Origin of the sequence: Bacillus hominis (assembly GCF_030348325.1) — a bacterium.
GTDB classification, from domain to species: domain Bacteria; phylum Bacillota; class Bacilli; order Bacillales; family Bacillaceae_G; genus Bacillus_A; species Bacillus_A hominis.
Window position 1 is genome coordinate 1,508,927 of record NZ_JAUCFS010000005.1, and the last position, 23,974, is coordinate 1,532,900.

Below are 23,974 nucleotides of genomic sequence, written 5' to 3' on the forward strand. Positions count from 1 at the left end.
TATTTTTTGTTAGTAGGAGAGGAATTATGAAAAAGGTATTATTAGTTGATGGTATGGCACTATTATTTCGTGCTTTTTACGCAACAAGTGTATATGGACAATTTATGAAACGACAAGATGGTACCCCGACGAATGGGATTCATGGTTATATGAAGCATTTATTAACAGCAACACAAGCAATCGAACCAACGCACATTGTAACGTGCTGGGATATGGGAAGTACGACATTTAGAACGGAATCTTTCTCGAATTATAAAGCAAATCGTGCAGCACCGCCGGAAGAATTAATTCCGCAATTTGATTTAGTGCAAGAAATGACTGCGAAATTATCTATGCCTGTAATTGGTATGAAAGGTTATGAAGCGGATGATTGCATCGGTACGCTCGCAAAACAATATTGCAATGAAGCGGAAGTTTATATTTTGACAGGTGATACAGATTTACTTCAACTTGTTGATACGAATGTTACAGTTATGCTTCTTCGTAAAGGAATTGGAAATTACGAGTATTACACACCAGAAAAAATCATGGAAGAGAAAGGTGTAGAACCTTGGCAAATTGTTCATGCGAAAGCTTTTATGGGAGATACAAGTGATAATTATCCAGGTGTAAAAGGTATTGGTGAAAAAACAGCGTATAAGCTTATTCAAGAATACGGGACAGTATCGGCAGTACTAGAAAATATAGCATCATTAACGAAAGCGCAGCGCACAAAAATTGAAAGTGATTTAGAGAATTTAAATATCTCTTTACAATTAGCGCAAATTCATTGTGAAGTTCCAATTTCATGTTCGTTAGAAGAAGGGTTACACACAATGAACGAAGAAAAACTACGATTTGTTTGCGACGAAATGAATTGGGGAAGACCTGAAATATTGATTAATATGCTTTAAAGTGTATGGAAAGGTAGATCAAATATAATTTTGATCTATCTTTCTTTTTTTGTTCACAAAGTTGTCAGAATATAAACTCAGTTTTCATATGAAGTTCAAATGGATTTCACAACAATCAATTATTATAAGTCTACACAGATAATTACTTATCCCGCATTAACGGGCAGTAGGACTTCCATCTAAATATTATAGCTGACTGAATAAAGAGGAACGATGGAAGATCAACTGCCCGTAAAAGCCCGATTGGTTTAACTAATAATCAGTGGGATAAATCCTCCCCACTGATTAAAGTTTCACTTTATCTATTAAATAAACCATCTCCCCAAGGAGGAAAATGAAAATGCGAAAAAAAGTGAGAAAATCCTTTAAACAATTATTAATAGAAAATAAACAGTCACTATTAAGTAATAAAGAAAATATGAAAGAAATTGAAGAACGGATTGAGAAACGGCATGTAGCATATAGTGGTGCTAATAATTAAATAAAGTAAAAAAAGATAGCTGATAGAGGCTATCTTTTTTATTTTATATGAAAAGAATCACATACATGTTATTGTCTTTAAATTTTTATAAATAAGAAATATATATTTATAGTGTTATTCTGCCAATATTTCTTATTTTTCGAGGTTGAAATTGATATATGCCAATTATTGGGATTTTATATTCAAAATATTACAAAAAGTGTTACAATACATTCAAAATTACTTTATATCATCGTTTTAATATCAATATAAAAAGTGGAATAAATAGAGAGGAGGAGAATATGAATAATGATGTCGCTTTTAAATCATTATGATCATTTCATTTGGAGTTGATGTCAAGCGATGAAGAGGTATGAAGAACTGGATTCTATAAGAGGGATTTCTTCATTTTTAGTAATGATTGGACATCATTTAATGATTTTTACAGTATATCAAACTTACAGTTATGAAGATAATAAACCATTTGTTGTATATCTATTAAAAGAAACGCCTCTTCGTATTATTTTTAGTAGTGGTAACGAATCAGTTATTGTCTTTTTTATTTTGAGTGGATTTGTTTTATATGAATCTGTTCAAAAAAATAATAGTCGTTATGGATTATACCTTTTAAAGCGTATATGTAGAATATATATTCCATATGTTGTGGCAATCACGATAGCGATTTTGTGCCAACTTACAATGAGTCAATATGGTATTTCTTATTTAAGCGAATGGTTTAATCGAATATGGACAATTGAGGGTTCTTTCAATTTAGTGATGCAGCATGTTTTATTGATTGGGAAATATAATACAGATGCGTATAACAGTGTTATTTGGTCACTTGTCCATGAAATGCGAATTTCAATTATTTTTCCGTTAGTTTTAATGGTTTGTTTACGTAAAACAGTACGATATTCATTATTGTTCTTGTTTGGTTTCAGTATATGTTCTGTCTTGATATTGTTTTTATTTCACTCAAGTTTAACGTTAACAAGTTATGCATTAACGTTTCATTATACAGTGTTTTTTTTAGTAGGAGCACTAGTTGCGAGGTATAAAAATAATTTAATAATGTTTTATAGTAATTGTACTAAGTACAAGAAAATTTTATGGTTTTTATTGGCGATTTTGTTTTATATGTATGAAGGGGTTATTGGAGAAATTAAGATACTTAATAATTTTATATTTCGGGACTATGTTGTAGCGATAAGTGCATGTCTATTTGTCATATTAAGTCTTTCAGTATCAACATTTTCATCCTTGCTACGCAATAAATATTTATTATATTTGGGGAAAATTTCTTACAGTCTGTATTTGTACCATCTTATATCATTATTTTCTTTAATATATATGTTCAATGAAATATTACCGTTAACCATTATTTTGATTATGTCGCTCATTCTTTCTTTTATACTTGCAATGATTTCATATTTGTTTGTAGAGAAATTTGCATTCAGAGTAGGAAAGTATATAACAAAACAAGCAGATATAGAAAAGAAAGGGTTATCTGTACAAAATGATTAACAGGATGCTATTCATAAAAAAAGGCGGTGGAATCATTGAAGCAAGAAATTAGTATAAAAGACTTTCAGCAGTTACTGAAAAGAAGATTTATAACGATCATTTTGACGATGTGTTGTTTAACAGTTTCTCTAGTTCTTATCTCTATGTATGTGCTAAAGCCTTCGTATCAATATTCAACGCAAATTCTTGTTGGAAATTTAGATGAGTTTAATAAGGAGAATGCAGCGAATAAAACACAAGAAAATAAGCAACTCGTAACATCGTTTGTTGATATTTTAAAAAGTCCACTTATTATTTCGACAGTAAAAAACACTTTGAAATTAGAACAATCAAGTTATGAATTAGCACAAAAAATTTCGGTGGTGAATACGGACAACTCACAAATTGTTACTGTAACAGTAAAAGATTCGGATCCTCAAGTCGTAAAAGAGATTGCAAAGTCATTGGCAGAACAATCTCAAAAAAGCTTTCAACAGTATACGAATGTACAGGGAGTAAAAATATTGATTAATCCAGACTTACAGGAAAAAGCGGAGAAATTGTTTCCAAAATTACAACTTATTATTCCTATCTCTTTAATTGTTAGCTTTTTTGTTGGTGTTGGTTTAGCTATATTTCGTGATTATTTTGATGAGCGAATATATGTAGAACAAGATTTAGAGAAAATAACCACAGTTGCTGTTATTGGCCACATAAGTATGGGGCCGAAAAGAAAAAGAAAATCTACAGAAGTTGAAACACAATCATCTATATATCGAGGTGAACATGTTGATGTTTAAGACAAAGAAACAGTTGCAGTTCGATCCGCATGATGCTGTGATGAAAGAGCAATTTTATACTGTATATCATGAATTGAAAAAATCAGGAAAACAAGTATTCACAGTTAGTTCAACGAAGGATAGAGGTGTTGTTGCTGCACTTATAGTAAATATGGGATTAGTTTTTGCGGAAATGAAAAAAAAGGTATTACTTGTCGATATGAATTTTTCTGATCCTAAACTCCATCTACTATTACACAGCAACCATATGACAACAGTAAACGATATATTAAGCTCTTCCGCCTTAAATTATGAATCGTTTTCCAGTTCTTTTTCTGAATATTTATATTGTATTCCCGCAAAAAAAACAGTACATACGACGCCCTTAGTTGCTATGGATGAATTTGATAATGTAATAGATAAGTGGAAAGAAGATTTTGATTATATTTTCTTTTATTCATCCGAAGTATTTGAGCTTCCTGCTACGTATATTATTGCGGAGAAATGTGATGGAGTAATTTTGGCAGTCAAAAAGCGAAAAGATTCGCTACGTACAGTGAAAAAAGTAATAGCGGACATAAAGCGGAAAGAATGTGAATTGCTAGGTATAGTTTTATATTCTTGAATTTGGGGGTAACGATCCATGATTCGTGAAACAAATCAAGCTAAGTTGTATGCTATTCCGGCTCAAGAAAAGGATAAGGTTTTGAATCGAAGTGTAAAACGCTTGTTTGATATTATATTTTCAATCATATTGTTACTTTTTACGATACCAATTATGTTGTTTTTTTGTATTTTGATTGCTTTAGAAACATCAGGGGCTCCAATCTATTTTCAAGAGCGTTTAGGAATCAATGGAAAGAGATTTTATTTATTTAAATTAAGATCGATGGTTAGCGATGCTGAAAAGAACGGACCACAATGGGCAAACGAAAATGATCCGAGAATTACAAAGGTTGGATTGTTTATAAGAAAAACGAGAATTGATGAATTACCACAACTTATAAATATTTTAAAAGGTGATATGTCTTTTGTTGGACCTAGGCCAGAGAGAGAGTATTTTTATGGGAAATTCGAAGTTAATATTCCAGAATTCAGGCACCGTTTATTAGTGAAACCAGGGTTAACAGGGTGGGCACAAATAAATGGGGGATATAATCTTGATCCGAAAGAAAAGTTGAAATTGGATATGGAATATATTGAATTGAAAACGATTAGAATGGATATTCGTATTTTATGTAAGACAGTTTTTATTGTATTGAACGGGAATGGTGCAAGATAAAAAACATAGTAAATATAATTTTATGTAAATATTAAATTAATACAGAGCAAATATAAGTAGGTTACATGCAAAGGAGAACTGGTATGGGTAGATCCATTCTAAACAATATTGTACATCTATTTTATAGTACGATTTTAGCTAATCTTCTTCAGGCCATTAGCTTAATTGCTTTAGCCAACTTTTTTAATGCACAAAACTATGGGATGTTTAGTGTTGCGATAGCATTTACGTTTGTAATGTTATTTTTTACAGATTTAGGGCTTAGTAATACATTTCTTCGAGAAGGGGCAAAGGATGGAGTAGATTTAGGAACGATTGTATCTTCATACATAAAGATAAGGATGCTTCTTCTTATTTTTATTTCCGTAATTGGTTATATAGCTATTCATTATGTGTATGAGGATAAGAATTTAATTTATATGATGTTAAACGTAATGTTCCTGATGTTAATAGGACTTACATGGCAAAATATAGGGATTGCCTACTTTCAGCTTATGGAACGTATGAAATATATAGCACTAATTAAAGTTGTATCCGCATCAGTTGTCATTATAATTACATGCTTTTGTATTTTCGGGGAATTACCAGTGTATATAACAGCTCGCTTATATGCTTTTGGTTATATGATTGGCGGTTTATTTAGCATATACGTTATGAGAAAAAAGACGAATATTAATATGAAAGTAGCAATTCATAAAGGATTGTTTTGGCAATTAGGTCCTTTTATTGTTAGTGGTTTTTTAATAATGAGTACGCCACAATTAGCACCCATCTTACTCAATTATACATTACCGTTAAGTATGGTGGGTGTTTTCGCGGTTGCTTATCGGATGCCAGCGGCTTTATATCAAGTGCCAGGGGTAATTGCGGGGGCATTTTTCCCAGTGCTCTTTAAACACTATAACCAGAATAATTTAGAAGAGCATACGAAATTAAATATGCTTCAAATAAAATCAATGGCGGTCGTGGGAATATGTATGACGATAGGTTTATATAATTTAGCACCCTATTTTATTTCTATATTTTTTCATGAGGAATGGAGTAATGCAGTAGAGCCGCTCCAAATACTATCTTTTCTCATTGTATTACAAAGTTTAAATATTGCTATCGCTGATGGTTTAACAACGAGTGGATTTCAAAATAAGAGAACTGCCGTACAGTGTGTTGCTTTAGTGATTGGAGGAATTATGCTATATAGCTTCAGTAGCATTGGTGGAGTTAGAGGAGCGGCTTACGCTATGGTTTTATTTGAAATAGTGGCTTTGATTGGATATATAGCAGTAAGTACAGTGAGGGGGAAAATTGTATTCCAAATTGTAATACCGTATACAATTTATTTTGCTGTAACTTTTATTGGGGTGCAATATGTATTACAGAAATATAACTTGATTGCACTTGTTCTTAATACGTTAATCGTAGTAGTTGGGATATTCCTATATGATCACGAATTAAAAAAACTTATTCTTTCATTTACAAGAAAAACACGAGAAAAGGATTATATTACGAAACAGGGGATATAGCCTATGGAAAATAATATGCAAATTCCGATGAAATGGATTTTTCTTCTAATCTTGTTTGTTATGTTAAGTAAATACAACATATATATAGGATTTTCTTTGAAGATATATATGATTTTTCTAGTCATTTATTTTTGTTTAACAATTAAAGATTTTTATATTCGAAAGCTATATTTTCATGAAGTTGTATTTTTACTGTTTTATTTCATCTATTGTTTAAGTGGTATTCTTTCTATATATTTAAGTGCTAGTATTCGTATGATTTTTGGCGTATTACTTGTTTTAGGATGTTATTTTATTATGAGGAATTTACTGGGGAACACGGAAATAGTAGTACTCGAGTCAGCCATTGTATATGTAGGATTAGTATTTAATATTGTGAGTCTCATACTCTATATAGTTGGATTACAACATTTTGGATTATATGGCGGAGAAGAGAGAGAGGTTTATGCTGGATTATTAGTAGATAGAGGATATCCGAGATTAATTGGATTATTAGATGATCCCAACATCTTTATTTTTTATAATACAATATTTTTTATGTATTATATGACAAATTTATATAATATCACCAATGTAATAGGATTGATTCTATGTGTTACAACGAGTTTATTAACTTTTTCAAGAGGTGGTATTTTAGCAATTGCGCTTGTCATTTTTGTATATGTATGCATGTCCAGTTTTGCTAAAAAAGTAAAAATAATAATGGGTTTAGTATTGTTTAGTGTTATTATTTTTAGTTTAGCGAATGTAGTAATGGGCGGACAACTAGATGATATATTGAATGATCGAATTTCTGATTTTTCACACGATAATGGGAGTGGCAGATTTACACTATGGGAAGCAGCTTTTAAATATTTTTTATCTAATCCATATATCGGTATCGGTGCGTTTAATTTTTCGAATTATTATGAGTATCAGTTCAATGAAAAACTATATGTGCACAATACATTTTTAGAAATTCTATCTGAATCCGGTACAATTGGTTTCCTTTTATATTGCGCCTTTCTATGTCTTCTAATGGTGAAGTTAACTAAGTGGGGATTGTTTCGTGAAAAGCCATATCTTTTATTGACTATGATTGCATTTTTATTTCAGATGATGTCATTATCACTTATTATTAACGAAGCTTTCTTTCTATTTTTAGCAGTTGTTGTGAAGTACATTTCAATATATGAAGGAAGGGGAACGATAGATGGTAAAGTGTCTATCAGTACATAATGAGGGGCCTTGTGTTTCTATAATAACACCTTCTTATAATAGTTTACGTTTTATTGGTGAGACAATCACATCTGTGCAGAGTCAATCTTATGAAAATTGGGAAATGCTTATCATTGATGATGCTTCAACGGACCACTCAGCTGTAAAAATTAAAGAGATGATAGAAGGGGATTCACGAATTCGTTTATTAGTATTAGAAGAAAATATGGGTGCTGCTAGGGCTCGGAATATAGCGATTAAAGAAGCGAGAGGAAGGTATATTGCCTTTTTAGATAGTGACGATATTTGGCTACCAAATAAATTGGAGATGCAATTGTTATTTATGGAAGAAAAGAATGTTGCGTTTTCATATACATCTTATAGTTTAATAGATGAAAATAGTAATGAATTGAATAGAGAAGTGTATGTACCAGAATGTGTTGACTATCATTATTTAGTAGGAAATACAATTATTGGGTGTTTAACAGTAATGCTTGATCGTGAGAAGATTTCTTGCATTGAAATGCCCAGTGTGCAGCCTGAAGATACAGCGTTATGGCTGAACTTGTTAAGTAAAGGATATGAAGCGAAAGGGATACAACAAGTATTGGCAAAATATAGAATTGTTGCAAATTCTGTTTCGAGAAATAAAATAAGGGCGGCCTTCCGATATTGGAAGCTATTAAGAGCACAAAAACCACTTAATTCATTGCAAACCTTTTTTTATTTTAGTAAGTATGCTTACCATGCTTATAGAAAAAATAAAATCAATGTAGTTGGGAAGACGCAATTATGAATATATTGTTGATGACAGATAAATTGATAACTGGGGGAGCCGAGAGTTACTTCTGTAAATTGGAAAATAATTTGCAATATGAAAACTTTACGGTTTATACAGCTGCAGGTGATGGGGAATTATATCAATCTCTAAATAAAAAAGAAAATTTCATTTTGCTCAGCCGCGGGAATCATTTGAGAAATATTTATGCCTTACGAAAAGAAATTTGTAAACGAAAGATAGATATTATTCATGCGAATAGTTTGCGAATGGTATTATATGCTTTGTTACTTCAAAAGTTTATTAAAAGAAAGATAAAAGTTGTGTATACAAAACATAATGTTACGATACTAGAAAAGAAAATGCCAATGATCTTTCGTTATTTCATGAATAAATACGTGAATAATATTATTACAGTAAGTGAGTCTGAAAGAAAGAATTTAATTTCAATTCGTGTAGCTGAAGAAAAAATCAAAACAATTTATAACGGTGTGGATATTGAAAAGTTTTTATTCCAGCAGAAAAAGAAAGAATCTATTTATAGGGTAGGTATATTAGCGAGATTATCTAAGGAGAAAAATCATCAACTATTTGTTAAAATTGCAGATGTGTTAAAAACGAGAAAAGATTTTTTGTTTTATATCGCTGGTGATGGACCAGAGAAAGATTCTATAATGAAAGAAATAGAAGAACATGGTTTGCAGCAAAGTGTAAAAATGTTAGGAAATGTTTCAGAACCACATGAGTTTATCAGAAATATGGATGCTTTGCTATTACTCTCTTTTCGTGAAGTATTTCCAATGGTAGTAATTGAAGCGATGGCTACAGGAACACCGATTGTTTCGATAGATGTTGGCGGAATAAATGAAGCGGTAATAGATGGAGAATCAGGTGTATTGATATCTGAATATCGCGATATCAAATTCGCAGATGCACTTAAGGAATTACAAGGAAATGAAGAAAAGGTGAATGACATTAGAGTGAAAGCAAGAGAAAAAGCGGAGAGGAATTTCTCGTTAACTAAAATGGTAGAAGAAACGAAAGGTATATATGAATTAAACAAATGACTGTATATGTCGTTTGTTTTTTTTATTATAGAAACTTTTAAGAGAGAACTAACATATTATATGAAAAAGAAAATATTAGGGGTGAATTTATTTTGTCAGAGTATATTTCATCACAAGAAGATTGTACACCAAAATATAGCGTTCATATTGATTGTTTTGGTGCAGTTCCGAACTCTGGAAATGATAGTTCATTAGCAATTCAACAAGCTATTGATTATTGTGTATCGAATCGCATTTCAACAGTGAGAATTACAGGTGTAAATACGTACAAAATTTTAAAGCCGATTGTTATTAAATCAAATGTAAGGTTAGAGTTAGATCCTACAGTAACGGTACAAATCGATGGGGATTTTAATGCGTTTGAACTTCAAAGTAATGCTTCTATAACTGGTGGTACTATTCAAGTAATAAATCAGATATTCCAATCATCTGTTATTTATGTTTCTGGTTCACAACAAATAGAAGTGCCTAATCAATCCATCATATCAAATATAAATATAATAAATACAACGCCGTCATATAAAGGAAAGGCTATACACTTTTATTGTCAAAAAGCGTGGGATTATATTAGTTTCTTTCAAGTTAACTTTATTCAAATTAAAAATTTTCAAATTGCAATATATTTAAAAACAGAATATATAGATGATATTAATACACCTTGTTGGATTAATGCAAATGTATTTCAATCTATTTTTATTGATGGTTGTCAGTATGGGATAGAAGTCGATGGAAATAGCGATTTACCAAATGAAAGTTCAGGAAATACATTTCATGATATTCAAGTGCAATGTAGACAACAAACGAAAAAAGTAATTCGTTGCTCGGGTGCGTATAATACATTTGATTGTATGATTTGGGATACGTACCGGATGAGTAGCGAACCAATTGTCATTGAATTTTCTTCTAATTCGCATCGGAATTACCTTTTTTCAAACTTACTTTCAACAACTATTGTAGATAAAGGACAATACAATGTTTGTAAGTCTACCTATGAAGAATCACTTCGAATCCAGTTACCCTTGACGCTAAATAAACCACATTTAATAGGGAATCAAGATGATATTTTAGTAAATGCTCAGCAGAAGTATAGTGTTAAGCAAGTAAGTGGGAAATTACCTTACGGTGGAAATATCGCTAATTGTTTTAATTTAATAGATGAACAAAGTGTGAATTATATTGATGTTCCAGATAGTAATCCAGTTGTTATTGAACTGGACTTTACGAAAAATCCGATTAAAATGTTGAATTGTTTTGGGATATACTTTGGATGGGGAGAGAGCCCTAAGAAAATTAAAATAGAATATGTATTAAGTGCAAATGGTAGTTGGGTTATTGCGACGGATGTTCCATTAAATGTTGGAGATACAATTATATCGAATATGAAGGCTAGTCAGTTATATAAAGTAAGAATTACATTGAGTGGTTATGCTCAAGACCATAAGCGTTTTCGGATTAATCGTATTTTTGCAAGGTCTTCTATGGAAAATGGGAATGCTTGGCTAGCGACAACTGGTGGAAGAATGTTTGGAGATATTGAACTAGAAGCAAGTAAAGGTGTGATTATGAAGACTGCAAGTGGAGTGAAATGGAAAGTTACTATTAATGAAGCTGGTCAGCTTATTACGACTAAAATAACTTAAGATGATACATTCTTTGTATAATTTTGGACGAACTCTAGGAAATGTGATGGACTAAATTCAAAAGAGAAAAGTGGAGCCTATGGCATGAAAAAGAGATTGTAGTTTGGCTACAATCTCTTTTATTTATTTGAATTAATTCCACCAAATCCAAGGCCCGAAATATTTTCGTATGTTCCGAGGAGTAATTCGTATAAAGCGTTCACCGTCAAAGAAGCAACTTAAGTTTGGTAAAACACGATCTATATTTGGCGGGAGGAAAGAGACGATGTTTTCGTTACTTACAATTGTTAATGTTATAGGTGGTTCGGCAGGAGATGTTTGAAGTTGTAAGGAAATATTAGCGGTGTTTATAAATTTATTGTTTACTGGTTGATCCATTACTTGTACTGTGAATGACACAATAATTACTTCATTTGGTTCAACGTTAGTTGCAACCAGGAATCCGAAATTTGGATCAGCTAAAGGAAGTGATATGCCGTCAACTATAACGGATCTGCCAATAAATCGTAAACCTGCAGGAATGGTGTCTTGTAAAGAAATGTTTGTAATTGAAAAACCCGAGGTATTTGTAATATGCAATGTGTAATCAAAATATTGGTTTAAAGAAGCTGAGGCGACGGAAGATTTTTTTATTACTGTTGCAGTTATACTTTGAACTGGTATGCGAACAATGTTGGAATTCTCGATGAAAGTAATAATGGGATCTTGAGGCGTCAATTGAAAAGCCGCTGTGACAGTTGCAGAATTGGTAATTGTATTGTTTGAAGGGATAGATGTTACGAGAACTTTAAAGGATAAAGTTACTTTTTCGTCTGCCGGTAAGGTGCCAATAGTAATACCTGTATCTGGTCGTATATTTGGAAATGGTATTCCGTTAATTGTTACACTATTTTCAATAAATGTTGTACCCGTTGGAATTGTATCTAAAATGGAAGTACTTATAGTCGGAATCGGAGAATGATTAAATACGTCTAGTGTGAATGTAATGATATCTCCAATAGATACGATTGTTCGATTTGCTTCTAAAACAGTAGTAACAGTAGCGTTATTTATTTGTGTTGAAGCACTATTAGAGTTTATTGTACCTGTAACAGGGGGGGCTGCCGGATCAACAATAAATGCGTATTGAATAGATGCAACGTTTGTGATTGGATTTGAAGGTGGAGTAGATGTAACTATAACTTGGAAAGTAACAGTTAAGGAATTGCTGGCGCTAACGGTTCCGATATTAACTCCGTTATTTGGATTTGCCCCTGGAATGGTACTTCCATTTACAGCAAAACTATTTTCAATAAAGGTCGTTCCAGCTGGAATAAGATCTGAGAAATTTAAATTTGTAGCGGTTGTATTGCCGCTATTTTGAATAAGGACAGTGTAAGTGATTGTGTCTCCGATATTTGCAAAGGCTGTATTAGCAGTTTTTACAGCTGAAAGTATTGCTGAATTAATAGAAGTAACGAAGACGTTCGTTTCCACATTGCCAGGTTGAGCCTGTAATGCATTGCCTACGTTATATTGGAAGTTAACAAACCCTAAGTTTTGGAGTTCAGGTGTGAACGTTGTTGGATTGCTTACAATTTGAACTTGGAATATGATTGTTACAATTTGATATGGAGTTATTGTATTTATGCCAACGCCGTCAATAATAGAAGCGGATGGCAATGAAGTGCCGTCAACAACAACTGATCCTGTAACAAATTGTGTCCACGATGGTATAGGGTCTGAGAAAATAACGTTGTTAGCTGGGATATTTCCTGTATTCGTAATAGTCGTTGTATACGTAATTGTATCACCAATCGTTGCAAAAGCTTTATCTCCTATTTTAAGAGTAGTTAAAATAGCACTTTCAATTTGTGTTGAAATGCTATTAGAAGCAATGTTTTTTGAAACGGGAGGATTAGCTGGATTAACGATATGTTGAAAACTAACGCTAGCTTGATTGGTAATTGGATTTATAGGCGGGATTTCATTTGAAGTAATATGAAATGCTACGATGACAGATTGGTTTGGCGCAATATCACCAATTGGAACGCCTGTAATTATATTTGCATTTTGGATAATAGTTCCGTTAAGTGTAAAACTATTCGTTTCAATGGAAGTTCCGTCTGGAATAATGTCGGTAAAAATAACATTAGTTGCACTAACATTTCCGCTATTTGTAATTGTAACGGTGTATACAATATCCTGCCCGATATCTACCGTTGACACATTTGAATTTTTTTGCGCTGTAAGAATAGCACTATTAATTTGGGTTGTCGTTGTATTAGATTGATTGGAAGCTGTAATAGGTGGCAGGCTAGGATCAACGACATAATGATATGTGGTAGAAGCAGAATTAGAAATTGGATTAAGTGTTGGAAGTGTAGTAACAATTGCTTGGAATGTAACGATTGCCGAATTACCACCATTAATGGAACCAATATTTACACCAGTAGATAAATCAGCGTTTGGAATGGTTTGCCCGTTAACTGTGAAACTATTCGGAACGAAACTTAAATTGCTATCAAGAATATCGATAATAGTTACATCAGTTGCAGTTATATTTCCAGTATTGGGAAGGTTAAGTGTAAATGTTATTGTATTACCAACATCCGCGAAAGTAAGATTTGCTGTTTTTGTACTTATAATATTTGCGTTATTTATTTGGAGAAGCGTAGTGTTAGAATTAGCTGTACTCGAAACTGGAGGGTTAACTGGATCAACAGTAAACTCATAAGTCGTGGATGCTATATTTGGTGCTGGATTAATAGGTGGGATGCTGTTAACCGTAACTTGAAAGACGATACTATATATTTCATTTGGTGGAAGTGCTGCAAGTAATACACCTGTATTTGGGTTTGCATCAGGTTGTAAGACGCCATCGACAGTTAATGTGTTAGGAACGAACGCGATTCCACTTGGTAATACATCTGTGAATACAATACTAGTTGCATCGGTATTACCTACATTCGAAATAGAGGTAGTGTAAAAAGCAGTTTGCCCGACATCTGCATAAGACACACTTTCATTTTTCGTCATAGATAATATGGCTTCTTTAATTTGTGTTGAAACGGGATTACTAATTGAAGTTTCTGCATCAGGTGGTGAGACTAATTGATACGATGTTGATGAGAAATTTACAATTGGGTTTTCGGTTGGTAATGAGGTCACGTTTACTTGGAATGAAACATTTACTGTAGTCCCAGCTGTTATAGGTCCGATATTTACACCGTTCGTTGGATTCGCATCACTTTGAGGAATTCCATTAATAGAAAATGTGTTTGCAATAAATGTGGTTCCGCTCGGCATTGTATCTGTGAAAATAACATTTTGTGCGGATGAATTTCCGTTATTCGTTAAATCGACAGTATAAGTGATTGTACCTCCGATGTGGCTAAATGATTTATCGACTTGTTTTGATGAAAGAATGGTAGCTGTATTAATTGTAGTAAAGACTGTATTTGAAGTAGCAGTTCTTGAAACAATCGGTGCATTTGGATCAGCGATAAATGTGTAAGAAGCAGTAGCAGAGTTAGCAATAGGATTTTGAACTGGTGTAGAGGTAGCGGTAACTTGGAATGATATAGATATAGAACTGTTAGGGGCGATAGTCCCAATCGTTACGCCTGTATTAGGATTGAGTCCGATTTGTGTGATGCCATCTATTGTAACGCTATCAGTAATAAACGTTGTACCATCTGGTATAAGATCAGTGAAAGTAATATTAGTTGCATTTGTATTACCGTTATTCTTTAAAAATGTCGTATAGGTAATGGTATCACCTAGTGTTACAAGTGTTTGATCGACCGATTTTACCAATGTTATCATAGCGTCTAGTACAGGGTTTGTAACGATATTAGTTGAAGTAGAAGTTGTAACAGGAGTTCCGTTTGGATCAATAGCATAAGAATATAAAATTGTGTCATTACCCATAATTGAACCCGAAGGGGGAACAGAAAGAACATTTACTTGGAAAGTAACAGTTACTGTTTCACCAGGAGCGATGTTGGGTATATTTACTCCAAGTGCAGGTTGCGCACCAAGTTGTTGGATTCCATTTATTGTGACCGAATCTGGTACAAAAGTAGTATTAGGGGGAATCGCACTTGTAAAAGTTATATTTGTAGCTGGTGTATTTCCTGTATTCGTAATAGTAGTTGTATACGTAAGTGTATCACCAACAGAAATAATAGATTTATCAACACTTTTTGTTGTAGTTAATATTGCGCTATTAATGGTTGTAGAAACGGTATTAGATACGATCGTTTGAGATGCAGCAGGTTGGCTAGGATCAACCACATGTTCAAATTGTACAGAACTAAAATTAGAGATTGGATTTATACTTGGAATGTTTGTAACAAGTACGTTGAGAGTAATAACGGCCGTTCCGCTTGGGTTTATATTTTCGATTTGTATCCCGCTTCCAGGATTTCCAATTTGTTGTGTGCCAGAATCGTTTGTAAGAGTTCCAGAAATAAATGTAGTTCCTTCAGGTAAAATATCTGTGAAAATTATATTTTGTGAAGTTACATTTCCTGGATTGCTTAATGAAATTGTATAAGAAAGTGTATCCCCGATCGTTGCAAAAGTTTTATCTGCAGATTTAACCAGTGCAATTTCCCCAGAATTTATTTGTGTCGAAACAGAATTGGATGTCGTACTTCTTGAAACGATTGGTAAATTAGGTCCTGTTATAAATTGGTAATCAATGAAAGCGCCGTTTATAACTGGTGAGTTTGGCCCACCAGGTCCAATTGTGAAAATTGGATTTGGAATGCTAACTACTTGCACACGGAAGGTGACATTTATAAAATCCTCGGCAATAATATCCCCAATTGGTATTCCATTTGCTGGATTTACTCCAGGTAATAAAACTCCACCTACTCGAACGCTATCTTCTATAAATACTGTATTATTCGGAATCGGATCTGTAAAAATGATATTAGTAGCAGTCGTGTTCCCTATATTTTCTAATAAAACTGTATACGTTAAAAATGAATTTCCAGGTGCGACGTCAGAAAATAGTCGATCCACATTTTTCGTTGCTTGAATGATTGCTTCATTTATTTGAACTAAGACTGGATTACTAGTAGCCGTTTCTGTAACAGGCGGCTGAGTAGGATCAACAATGATAGAGTATGTTGTGCTAGATTGGTTCAATGTTGGATTTGTAGTTGGTATTGAGCCAACGATAGCTTGAAAGCTAATTGTTGTTGTTACTCCAACTGGAATTGGGTCTAAAGGAACCCCGTTATCCGGCCTAAATCCAAGTTGTGGGATGGTATTAATTTGTACACTATCGGGAACGAATGAAAGTTCAGGTGGTAATATATCTATAAAAACAGGTGTGTTTGCAGTTGTATTTCCGCTATTGGTAAGGGTGGTTGTATACGTAATGGTATCTCCAACAGCAGCAAATGCACTGCTCGCAGTTTTTGTTGCGATAACGGAAGCGGTATTTACTTGTGTGAAAGTTTTATTAGATTGAACTGTTCGTGAAACAGGCGGTTCATTTATATCTACAATAAAACTATATTGAATCGATGATTTGTTAGGAATTGGATTAGGGTTTGGAAGCGTTGTAATGTTTACTTGAAAACTAAGTGCAACCGATACATTTGAATTCATGTTACCAATATTGATACCGTTTTGTGGATTTGCATTCGGGACGGTCACACCATTTATCTTAAAGCTATTTGGGATAAAGGCAGTACCATTTGGAATCGTATCTGTAAATACAACGTTGTTAGCAGTTGTATTTCCTGTGTTTGTAACAGATGAAGTGAATGTAATTGTATCACCAATCGTAGCGAAAGTTGTACTCGCATTTTTATTTAAAACTAAAGTAGCGTCGATAATCGGTGTAACTGTCGTATTGGTTACGGTGCTACCAAGAGCAGGCGACTGACTTGGATTCACTGCATATTCGTAGTTTACAAGGGCGTTATTCGTTAAAGTACCACTAGGAGGAATTGCGAGTATTTTTACTTGGAATGTAATGAAAATAGTATCTGCTGGTGAAATATCGTTTAATTGAATTCCTAGTGAAGGGTCTAATCCAGGTTGGGAAACGTTATTTATCGTAACTGAATCCGGGATGAAGGACGCGCCTGGTCCAAGTCCATCTGTTAAAACTGTAGCACTAGCAGGGATATTACCTGTATTTGTTACTGCAATCGTATAGGTAACGATATCTCCAATTGCAGCTGTCGGTGTATTCACTGATTTCGTAGCGACGATCGTAGCATTATTAATTTGAGTTGTTATTAAGTTGCTTAACGCATTGGCGGATGCTGGAGGTAAGTTAGGATTTACGACATATTGGTACGTTGTATTACTTTGGTTCGGGATTGGATTTGGATTAGGGATAGAATTCACTTTTATTTGAAATGAGATTATAGTATTTGCATTCGGGTTTATTGGATCAATTGCAATTCCGCTTGCTGGATTTACATTAGGAATTATGTTTCCATTTACTGTTACACTATTAGGAATAAACGATGTCCCGTTTGGAATTACATCTGTAAATACTACATTTGATGCAAGTGTGTTCCCAGTATTCGTTAAAGTAGTCGTGTACGTAATAATATCATTTACGTTAGCAAACTGTTTATCTGCAGACTTTGTAGCGGCAATCGAGGCGTTATTAATAGTTGTTTGTACAGTGTTAGAAGCAACCATCTGCATTACGGTTGGTTTTGATGGGTCGTACGTGTATTGGAATGTAGTGCCTGATTGATTAGTAATTGGATTAATGGATGGAATAGCTGGTACATTCACTTGAAAGGAAACAGTACGTGAGGAATTTGCTCCAATTGTACCGATGGAGATGCCGTTTGCTGGATTAACATTAGCTACAGGTACATTGTCAATTGCTACACTATCTGGAATGAAAAGTGTACCACTTGGAATAACATCCGTAAAAATAACATTAGTAGCCGGGATATTACCGTTATTTGTTAATACAGTTGTGTACGTAATGCTATCACCGATATCAGCAAAGTTTGTACTTGTTAATTTATTCGCTACGATATTAGCGGTATTAATTTGTGTAGTTACTATATTGCTAGTAGCGTTTCTAACAACAGCAGGTAAATTTGGATCTGCGATAAAGGTATATTGAAGTGCAGCGCTATTTTGAACTGGATTTGGTGAAGGTAAACTATTTACACTAATTTGGAAAACAATTGTTGTAATTCCACCTGCTGGAATTGTACCAATTTGAAGACCAGCACTTGGGTCTGCGCCTAGTTGTAAACTCCCGCCTATAAAAATACTATTTGGTATAAGAGTCGTACCAGGAGGTAGTATGTCGGTAACAACTACATTATTCGCTGGAGTATTCCCAGGGTTGGCTAAGGCAATTGTATATGTGATTGGTTGCCCAACATCGGAGATAGTTAAATCTACATCCTTGAAAATAATTACATTTGCTAAATTAATTTGTGTACTTACAGTGTTACTTAAAGATGTTTCTATAGTTGGTGGATCGCCTGGATTTAGAATAAAGCTATACTGTGTACTAGATGAATTTATTGTTGGATTTTGTGTTGGTAAAGAGATGACAGTTACTTGATAAGAAACAGTAATTTCACCGTTAGCAGGAATGGAAGGTAACGGAACACCAATGTTCGGATCTGCATTATTTTGTAGCGCACCATTAATAAGGAAAGTATTTGGAATAAAGATAGTACCATCTGGATTCGTATCTACGAAAGTTGGATTATCAGCAGTAACACTTCCTGCATTCGTTAAAAGAATAGTATAAGTTAATACATCCCCAACTGTAGCAAACGCTTGATCCACTGTTTTTGCTGAAATGACATTTGCGTCATTTACTTGAGTAAATGTAGTGGTTGAAGTAGTGTTCTTACTTACAGGGGAAGCGTTTGGATCAACGATAAAATTATAGGAAATGGAGGCATTATTTGAAATAGGATTTGGATTTGGAATACTAGTTATTAATACTTGGAATGAAGCTGTAATTGTAGTGCCAGCATTGATACTACCGATATTGATGCTAGCTGGTGTAACGCCTGGTTGAGTAACATTGTTAATCGTAACGCTGTTTGGTACAAAGGCAGTACCATTTGCAATTGAATCGGATAGTACTACATTGTTCGCCGCAACATTTCCATCGTTTGTAAGAGCAAAGGTATAAGTTAATACATCCCCAACTTCCGCAAACGTTTGATTTACAGACTTGTTAGTATGAAGATTTGCTAGTCTAATTGTTGATGTTACAGAATTAGAATTTGCTGTTTTCGAAGTCGGTGGCAGACTTGGATTTACAGTATATAGATAAGAGGCGAAAGCATTATTAATGATAGGATTTTGGGCGGTAATATTGATGACTGTTACTTGGAAAGAAAGGGTAAAAGTAGCTCCGCCAGGAATTGTGCCGATAGGTAAGGCAACGAGAGAATCTACATTTTGCAAAACTCCGTTTAGTGTTACAGTACCAGGAGTCAATATCGTTCCATTTGGAAGTGGATCTGTTAGTTGAACGTTAGTGGCAGCTGTATTTCCACTGTTTGTAATAAGGATTGTATAACTGATCGTTTCACCAATTGTAGCAAATTGTTTATTTGTTGATTTTGTTAATGTTACATTCGCATTGTTAATTTGAGTGGAAACGAGATTAGAAGAAATGTTTTTTGTAGTGGGTGATTGGCTAGGATTGACGGTATATTGATAAGAAGCGCTTGATCCATTAGATACGACATTCGATGCTGGAATTGTATTTACTACTACTTGAAATGAAACATTTTTTGTTGTGCCAGTTGGGATAGATCCTATATTCACACCAGTAGCGGGATTTGCTCCAACTTGTGTCGTGCCATCAATTGTTAAACTGTTTAGAACAAAAGTGGTTCCGGTAGGAATGACATCTGTAAAAATAACATTGTTCGCATTCGTATTACCTGTACCTGTAAAGGCAACAGTGTAAGTCAGTGTATCGCCAATATCTGCATAGTTTTTATCTACTGCTTTTGCCATAGTTACAGTAGCATTATTGACTTGAGTAGATACGGTATTTGTCGCATCGGATCCATTTACTGCTGGCTGATTTGGAATGGGGACGTACTGGTAAGTTGTTGTACCACTATTTAATATTGGATTTGTTTGCGGGATAGAAGGAACGAATACTTGAAATGAAATAATAGCAGTAGAATTTGCAGCAATAGACCCAATTGATATACCAGTAGCTGGATTTGCTCCAGCTTGAGTCACTCCGTTAACAGTTACACTATTAGGAATAAAATTAGTCCCGCTAGGAATTGGATCCGTATATATAACGTTCGTTGCAGCGATATTTCCTACATTAGCTAAGGAAATACTGTAAGTTAATGTTTCACCAATATCGGTAAATAGTTTGTTAACGGATTTTGTTCCATTAATATCTGCTAGGTTAATTTGTGTACCAGCAGAGTTGCTTGTTGCAATACCGTTAAAAGTCGTTCCTCCGGCAATTGGTGTATATTGAAAGGTAATATTAGCAGTGTTAGAGATAGGGTTTTGACTTGGAAGAGAAACGACAGTTGCTTGGAAAGTTACTGTACGAGAAGAGCTGTTATTAATTGTCCCAAGAGATATACCGGCGGACGGATTTGCATTTGTTTGTGGTACGTTATCTATCGTTACGCTGCCAGGTATAAAGGAAGTGCCATTAGGAAGAATGTCTGTAAAAGTAACGTTATTTGCAGGAAGAAGGCCGGTGTTAGGAACAGTAACTGTATAAGTGAGAACATCTCCAATTGCAGCAACACTTTTATTCACGCTTTTCGTTGCTTGTATATTAGGTGAATTTATATTAATTTGTAAACCGACTGTATTTAACATATATGCATCTCCGTTAGTTGTTAAACGGATTGCAGCGGAAATTTGGGAGTTTGTTAAATAAGGAGAAATATCAATGGAAGTAATGTCCCAGCCTTGCCTACCAGCAGAGATGTTTGTGCTTGAAGAAGCACTTTGGTTTCGCGTTCCAAATGTCCCAGTTGTATCTAAGTTTCCTGCAGCATTATTAATTTGAGAACCAAAGAAATTATTTACAGCATTGTTTGGCCCAGATAAAGCATTTAATGAACTGAAATTTGGTCCAAATAAAGCTTGATCCCCAGTTAAATCAGCATCTCCTTCAGTAGAACTTAAAAATAATCGCCCGCTTACAGGCCCCCCGGCAGGTGTTAAAAACCCTGAGACAGATACATCGGCACTACCAGTTTCTGCAGAAACACGGTTACCAGCTACATAAATTGTTAAGTTTCTTGCAGGTAATGTTCCGTTTTGGTAAGCGACAATAAGGGTCCATCCAGCCGAATTAATTGTTCCATTAGATGCATCTAATGGATCTACAAGTCCAGGGACAGAACCGGTTGTATAAGAGCCAGATCCAGCAGCTTGAACGAGTGATGTTACATCTGCTGAGCGTGTATAAAAGCCGAATGTGACAGATCCAGAAACAAAAGTTTGATTGGAAGCTGTAACAGCTGAAGGAGTAATCGAGTATGTTGAAACAGGCGTTGTGAAAGAAACGGGGTTTCCTAATACACTTGTAATGTTTTGATCACGAGATAAATAGTTTCCACCCCAAACAAGTTCTGCGTAAAGAATAGTACTACCAGCAGGGATATTCAAAATAGCGGTAGAACTATTTTGTGTGTAGTTTAATGTTGTACCAGCAGGAAAAGTAGTTACTTGTAAAGCAGTATTCGTAGTTATGAATGCACCAATTGCCCCGATTGTACCAGCACGGTTTTGATTACTAATTTTACTTAAGCCGAGTGTGTTTCCTGTAATAGCGAGTGCTCCGTTAGTGGTGGTAGAAAATCGATTCGTAATGGGCATGTTGTCACCTCATTTACAATATAGTCTTGGTCAAAATAGGATATGTGTACGAATGATGAAGGGAAACATGTACAAGTTGATTCGTAAAGAATGATTCAAACGTCTAAATAGGGGGAATGATTGTATTGGAAAATAGAGTGGAGCGTCTTAGTAAAGAAACAATAGATGATATTGTTGCATTATCTTCTTATATTGGATGGGATTATAACAAAGAAGAAATCGAAACGATTTTTAATTCAGGTATTGTATACGGTGTGTGGAATGAGAGAAAGGAGCTTATTGCTAGCGCGGCAATTATATTATACGGGGAGACATTAGCGTCTATCGGAATGGTAATTGTACATCCAGATTATAAAGGAAGAGGGATTGGAAAGGCGATAACGGATTCATGCGTTAAAAGCGTATCAACTCAAAATCCAATTATGCTTATTGCTACGGATGAGGGGAAGCCTTTATACGAAAAGCTAGGGTTCAGGGCTGTTAGTTATATTTCTAAATACATATGTAACTCTTACAATGTGAATTATACGAGTGCAGGAAATGAAGAGTATATGATGAATTATGAAGAGTGTGATTTAGAAGGGATAATAAAAATAGATGAATATGCGTTTGGAACAAATAGAAGAGAGTTTTTAAAGGAAAGAATTATGCAAAGTGAGCGGTGTATCGTTGTGAAGGATAAAGAACAAAATGTACTAGGGTATGGTATGAGTATACAAACGCCAGAAAATAAAATAATAGGGCCAGTTGTTGCTAAAAATGATACGATGGCAATAGAGATTGTTCATTATTTAGCAAGAGAGCATAATGGTAAATTAAGAATGGATGTGCCAGAAGGAAAGAAAGATTTCATGAAAGAATTAGAGATTATTGGTTTTCAAAAGGTTAATACACCACCAATAATGATAAAAAATCGCGATCAATTATTAAAAAGGAATGATAAGCTATATGGCATTGCAGCACAAATTTTTGGATAAAAAAGAATCCTTTCGTGAAAAGGATTCTTTTTTATAGTTAATTTAATCACGATATTGGTCATGAGTTGGTTGAAAGAGGTCTTCCTCGATATTTCTCACCATAGAAAAATGATCAACGTTATAATGACCGTGTAAAATCTTATTATGGTGAGAGATAATTTGCTCTGCAGACAATACGTTAGAATCAGTTGTTGAATGACCGTTTTTAATTAATGTAACATCAAAGCCTTGTACAGTGGCTGTTCTAACGGCGGTGTCGATGCAATGTTCTGTTTTACATCCACCTATAACGAGATGATTAATCTTCTCTTCTTTTAAAAGTTCAAGTAAAGAAGTGCCGTAGAATGAATTTGTTGCTGCTTTATTAATAAGGATTGCAGACTGAGGTACTTGAATTTGATTATGTACTTCAAAGCCCACGCCGCTACCAGAAGCAACATCAGTATCTCTTACGAAAACAATAAGGGCATTTGAATCAATTGCTTTCTGTACAGCTGTATTTAGTGTAGCTAATAACTCGGTTTTACGGAACACTTCATTTTCTTCTTCGTTTCCATCAATTAATTCTTGTTGCGCATCAATAATTAATAGTGCTTGTTTCATTTTGTATCCCCTTTTATATGAAATAAATTCCACTTTACATATTCTTTCATATTGTAAGGAAATCCTCCATTACAAGCGAAATAGACGATTGATTTACAAAGTTGTCAAAGAAATTTCATTCTCATAGCGTGTAAAAGCATGTATGATAGGAGATGGAGAATTTTTGAGTAGGTGGGAATAACATGCAAACAGTAGAAGATTATCTTTCATTCTTACATACGAAAGGATTTAAATTATCAGAGGAAGCACAAGGATTTATTATGTTCGGACAAGGATATACAGGTTCATCTGATGGAATTGTGAACGCAGCAATAGAAGCGACAATTAAACATCAATTGCAGTTTGATGGTAGTTATTTTGTTGCATTATTAGAACGATTGAAAGAAGAAGAGATTACAGATAAAAAAAGCGCTAAGGCTTTTATGCGGAAGTTACAAGCGTAACT

The 23,974-nt window shown here is 34.1% G+C and carries 15 protein-coding genes and 1 pseudogene; 13 read left to right on the forward strand and 3 right to left on the reverse strand.

Annotated features, from left to right (window positions below):
* Positions 1–26: 26 nt before the first annotated feature.
* The 11 genes from QUF93_RS10135 to QUF93_RS10185 all read left to right on the forward strand — a co-directional run bounded on the left by QUF93_RS10135 (position 27) and on the right by QUF93_RS10185 (position 11,119).
* The gene (locus QUF93_RS10135; RefSeq protein WP_002117805.1) at positions 27–893 is read left to right on the forward strand and encodes a 5'-3' exonuclease; all 867 of its coding nucleotides are present in this window, start codon (positions 27–29) and stop codon (positions 891–893) included.
* A 340-nt stretch (positions 894–1,233) separates the two neighbouring features.
* Entirely contained in the window at positions 1,234–1,374 is a 141-nt protein-coding gene (locus QUF93_RS10140; RefSeq protein WP_002117807.1) for an FbpB family small basic protein, read from the forward strand.
* Positions 1,375–1,716: 342 nt separating this feature from the next.
* Positions 1,717–2,877 carry an acyltransferase family protein gene (locus QUF93_RS10145; protein WP_289358655.1) on the forward strand — a complete coding sequence of 387 codons (1,161 nt, stop codon included), beginning with the start codon at positions 1,717–1,719 and terminating at the stop codon, positions 2,875–2,877.
* Positions 2,878–2,912: 35 nt separating this feature from the next.
* Positions 2,913–3,656 (forward strand): YveK family protein, encoded by a 744-nt coding sequence (locus QUF93_RS10150; RefSeq protein ID WP_002117810.1) that lies wholly within the window; start codon positions 2,913–2,915, stop codon positions 3,654–3,656.
* Positions 3,643–4,260 carry a CpsD/CapB family tyrosine-protein kinase gene (locus tag QUF93_RS10155; RefSeq protein ID WP_002117811.1) on the forward strand — a complete coding sequence of 206 codons (618 nt, stop codon included), beginning with the start codon at positions 3,643–3,645 and terminating at the stop codon, positions 4,258–4,260. Before QUF93_RS10150 ends, QUF93_RS10155 begins: the two co-directional genes overlap by 14 nt.
* Positions 4,261–4,278: 18 nt before the next feature.
* Positions 4,279–4,917: a sugar transferase gene (locus QUF93_RS10160; protein ID WP_002117812.1), complete on the forward strand. Its 639-nt coding sequence runs from the start codon at positions 4,279–4,281 to the stop codon at positions 4,915–4,917.
* A gap of 83 nt (positions 4,918–5,000) precedes the next feature.
* Entirely contained in the window at positions 5,001–6,437 is a 1,437-nt protein-coding gene (locus QUF93_RS10165; RefSeq protein WP_289358656.1) for an oligosaccharide flippase family protein, read from the forward strand.
* A gap of 3 nt (positions 6,438–6,440) precedes the next feature.
* Positions 6,441–7,655: an O-antigen ligase family protein gene (locus QUF93_RS10170; RefSeq protein ID WP_289358657.1), complete on the forward strand. Its 1,215-nt coding sequence runs from the start codon at positions 6,441–6,443 to the stop codon at positions 7,653–7,655.
* Positions 7,630–8,430 carry a glycosyltransferase family 2 protein gene (locus QUF93_RS10175; RefSeq protein ID WP_289358658.1) on the forward strand — a complete coding sequence of 267 codons (801 nt, stop codon included), beginning with the start codon at positions 7,630–7,632 and terminating at the stop codon, positions 8,428–8,430. Before QUF93_RS10170 ends, QUF93_RS10175 begins: the two co-directional genes overlap by 26 nt.
* On the forward strand, positions 8,427–9,479 hold the full coding sequence (locus tag QUF93_RS10180) for a glycosyltransferase family 4 protein (RefSeq protein ID WP_289358659.1): 1,053 nt from the start codon (positions 8,427–8,429) through the stop codon (positions 9,477–9,479). Before QUF93_RS10175 ends, QUF93_RS10180 begins: the two co-directional genes overlap by 4 nt.
* A gap of 92 nt (positions 9,480–9,571) precedes the next feature.
* Positions 9,572–11,119, forward strand: coding sequence for a glycoside hydrolase family protein (locus tag QUF93_RS10185; RefSeq protein WP_289358660.1), 1,548 nt, complete (start codon positions 9,572–9,574; stop codon positions 11,117–11,119).
* A 132-nt stretch (positions 11,120–11,251) separates the two neighbouring features.
* On the opposite strand, the gene QUF93_RS29015 is transcribed toward QUF93_RS10185, so the two are convergent.
* Both QUF93_RS29015 and QUF93_RS10190 read right to left on the reverse strand, forming a co-directional pair.
* Positions 11,252–12,118 carry a hypothetical protein gene (locus QUF93_RS29015; RefSeq protein WP_434476093.1) on the reverse strand — a complete coding sequence of 289 codons (867 nt, stop codon included), beginning with the start codon at positions 12,116–12,118 and terminating at the stop codon, positions 11,252–11,254.
* A pseudogene (locus tag QUF93_RS10190) lies at positions 12,094–21,949 on the reverse strand (DUF7507 domain-containing protein); the annotation flags it as partial. The pseudogene QUF93_RS10190 and the gene QUF93_RS29015, both read right to left, overlap by 25 nt.
* Before the next feature lie 116 nt (positions 21,950–22,065).
* Between QUF93_RS10190 and QUF93_RS10195 the strand changes: the two are divergent.
* Positions 22,066–22,926 (forward strand): GNAT family N-acetyltransferase, encoded by an 861-nt coding sequence (locus QUF93_RS10195; RefSeq protein WP_289358661.1) that lies wholly within the window; start codon positions 22,066–22,068, stop codon positions 22,924–22,926.
* A gap of 42 nt (positions 22,927–22,968) precedes the next feature.
* On the opposite strand, the gene QUF93_RS10200 is transcribed toward QUF93_RS10195, so the two are convergent.
* On the reverse strand, positions 22,969–23,529 hold the full coding sequence (locus QUF93_RS10200; RefSeq protein ID WP_289358662.1) for a cysteine hydrolase family protein: 561 nt from the start codon (positions 23,527–23,529) through the stop codon (positions 22,969–22,971).
* Positions 23,530–23,711: 182 nt separating this feature from the next.
* Between QUF93_RS10200 and QUF93_RS10205 the strand changes: the two genes are divergently transcribed.
* Positions 23,712–23,972, forward strand: a complete 261-nt coding sequence (locus tag QUF93_RS10205) for a DUF6123 family protein (RefSeq protein WP_002117829.1) — start codon at positions 23,712–23,714, stop codon at positions 23,970–23,972.
* The last annotated feature ends 2 nt before the right edge of the window (positions 23,973–23,974 follow it).

Bases quoted from the DNA above. Each gene is read 5' to 3' on its own strand.
- QUF93_RS10155 (WP_002117811.1), top strand. From the start codon at position 3,643: ATGTTGATGTTTAAGACAAAGAAACAGTTGCAGTTCGATCCGCATGAT.
- QUF93_RS10135 (WP_002117805.1), top strand. From the start codon at position 27: ATGAAAAAGGTATTATTAGTTGATGGTATGGCACTATTATTTCGTGCT.
- QUF93_RS10170 (WP_289358657.1), top strand. From the start codon at position 6,441: ATGGAAAATAATATGCAAATTCCGATGAAATGGATTTTTCTTCTAATC.
- QUF93_RS10200 (WP_289358662.1), bottom strand. From the start codon at position 23,529: ATGAAACAAGCACTATTAATTATTGATGCGCAACAAGAATTAATTGAT.
- QUF93_RS10145 (WP_289358655.1), top strand. From the start codon at position 1,717: ATGAAGAGGTATGAAGAACTGGATTCTATAAGAGGGATTTCTTCATTT.
- QUF93_RS10195 (WP_289358661.1), top strand. From the start codon at position 22,066: ATGATTGTATTGGAAAATAGAGTGGAGCGTCTTAGTAAAGAAACAATA.
- QUF93_RS10175 (WP_289358658.1), top strand. From the start codon at position 7,630: ATGGTAAAGTGTCTATCAGTACATAATGAGGGGCCTTGTGTTTCTATA.
- QUF93_RS10205 (WP_002117829.1), top strand. From the start codon at position 23,712: ATGCAAACAGTAGAAGATTATCTTTCATTCTTACATACGAAAGGATTT.
- QUF93_RS10180 (WP_289358659.1), top strand. From the start codon at position 8,427: ATGAATATATTGTTGATGACAGATAAATTGATAACTGGGGGAGCCGAG.
- QUF93_RS10140 (WP_002117807.1), top strand. From the start codon at position 1,234: ATGCGAAAAAAAGTGAGAAAATCCTTTAAACAATTATTAATAGAAAAT.
- QUF93_RS10160 (WP_002117812.1), top strand. From the start codon at position 4,279: ATGATTCGTGAAACAAATCAAGCTAAGTTGTATGCTATTCCGGCTCAA.
- QUF93_RS10165 (WP_289358656.1), top strand. From the start codon at position 5,001: ATGGGTAGATCCATTCTAAACAATATTGTACATCTATTTTATAGTACG.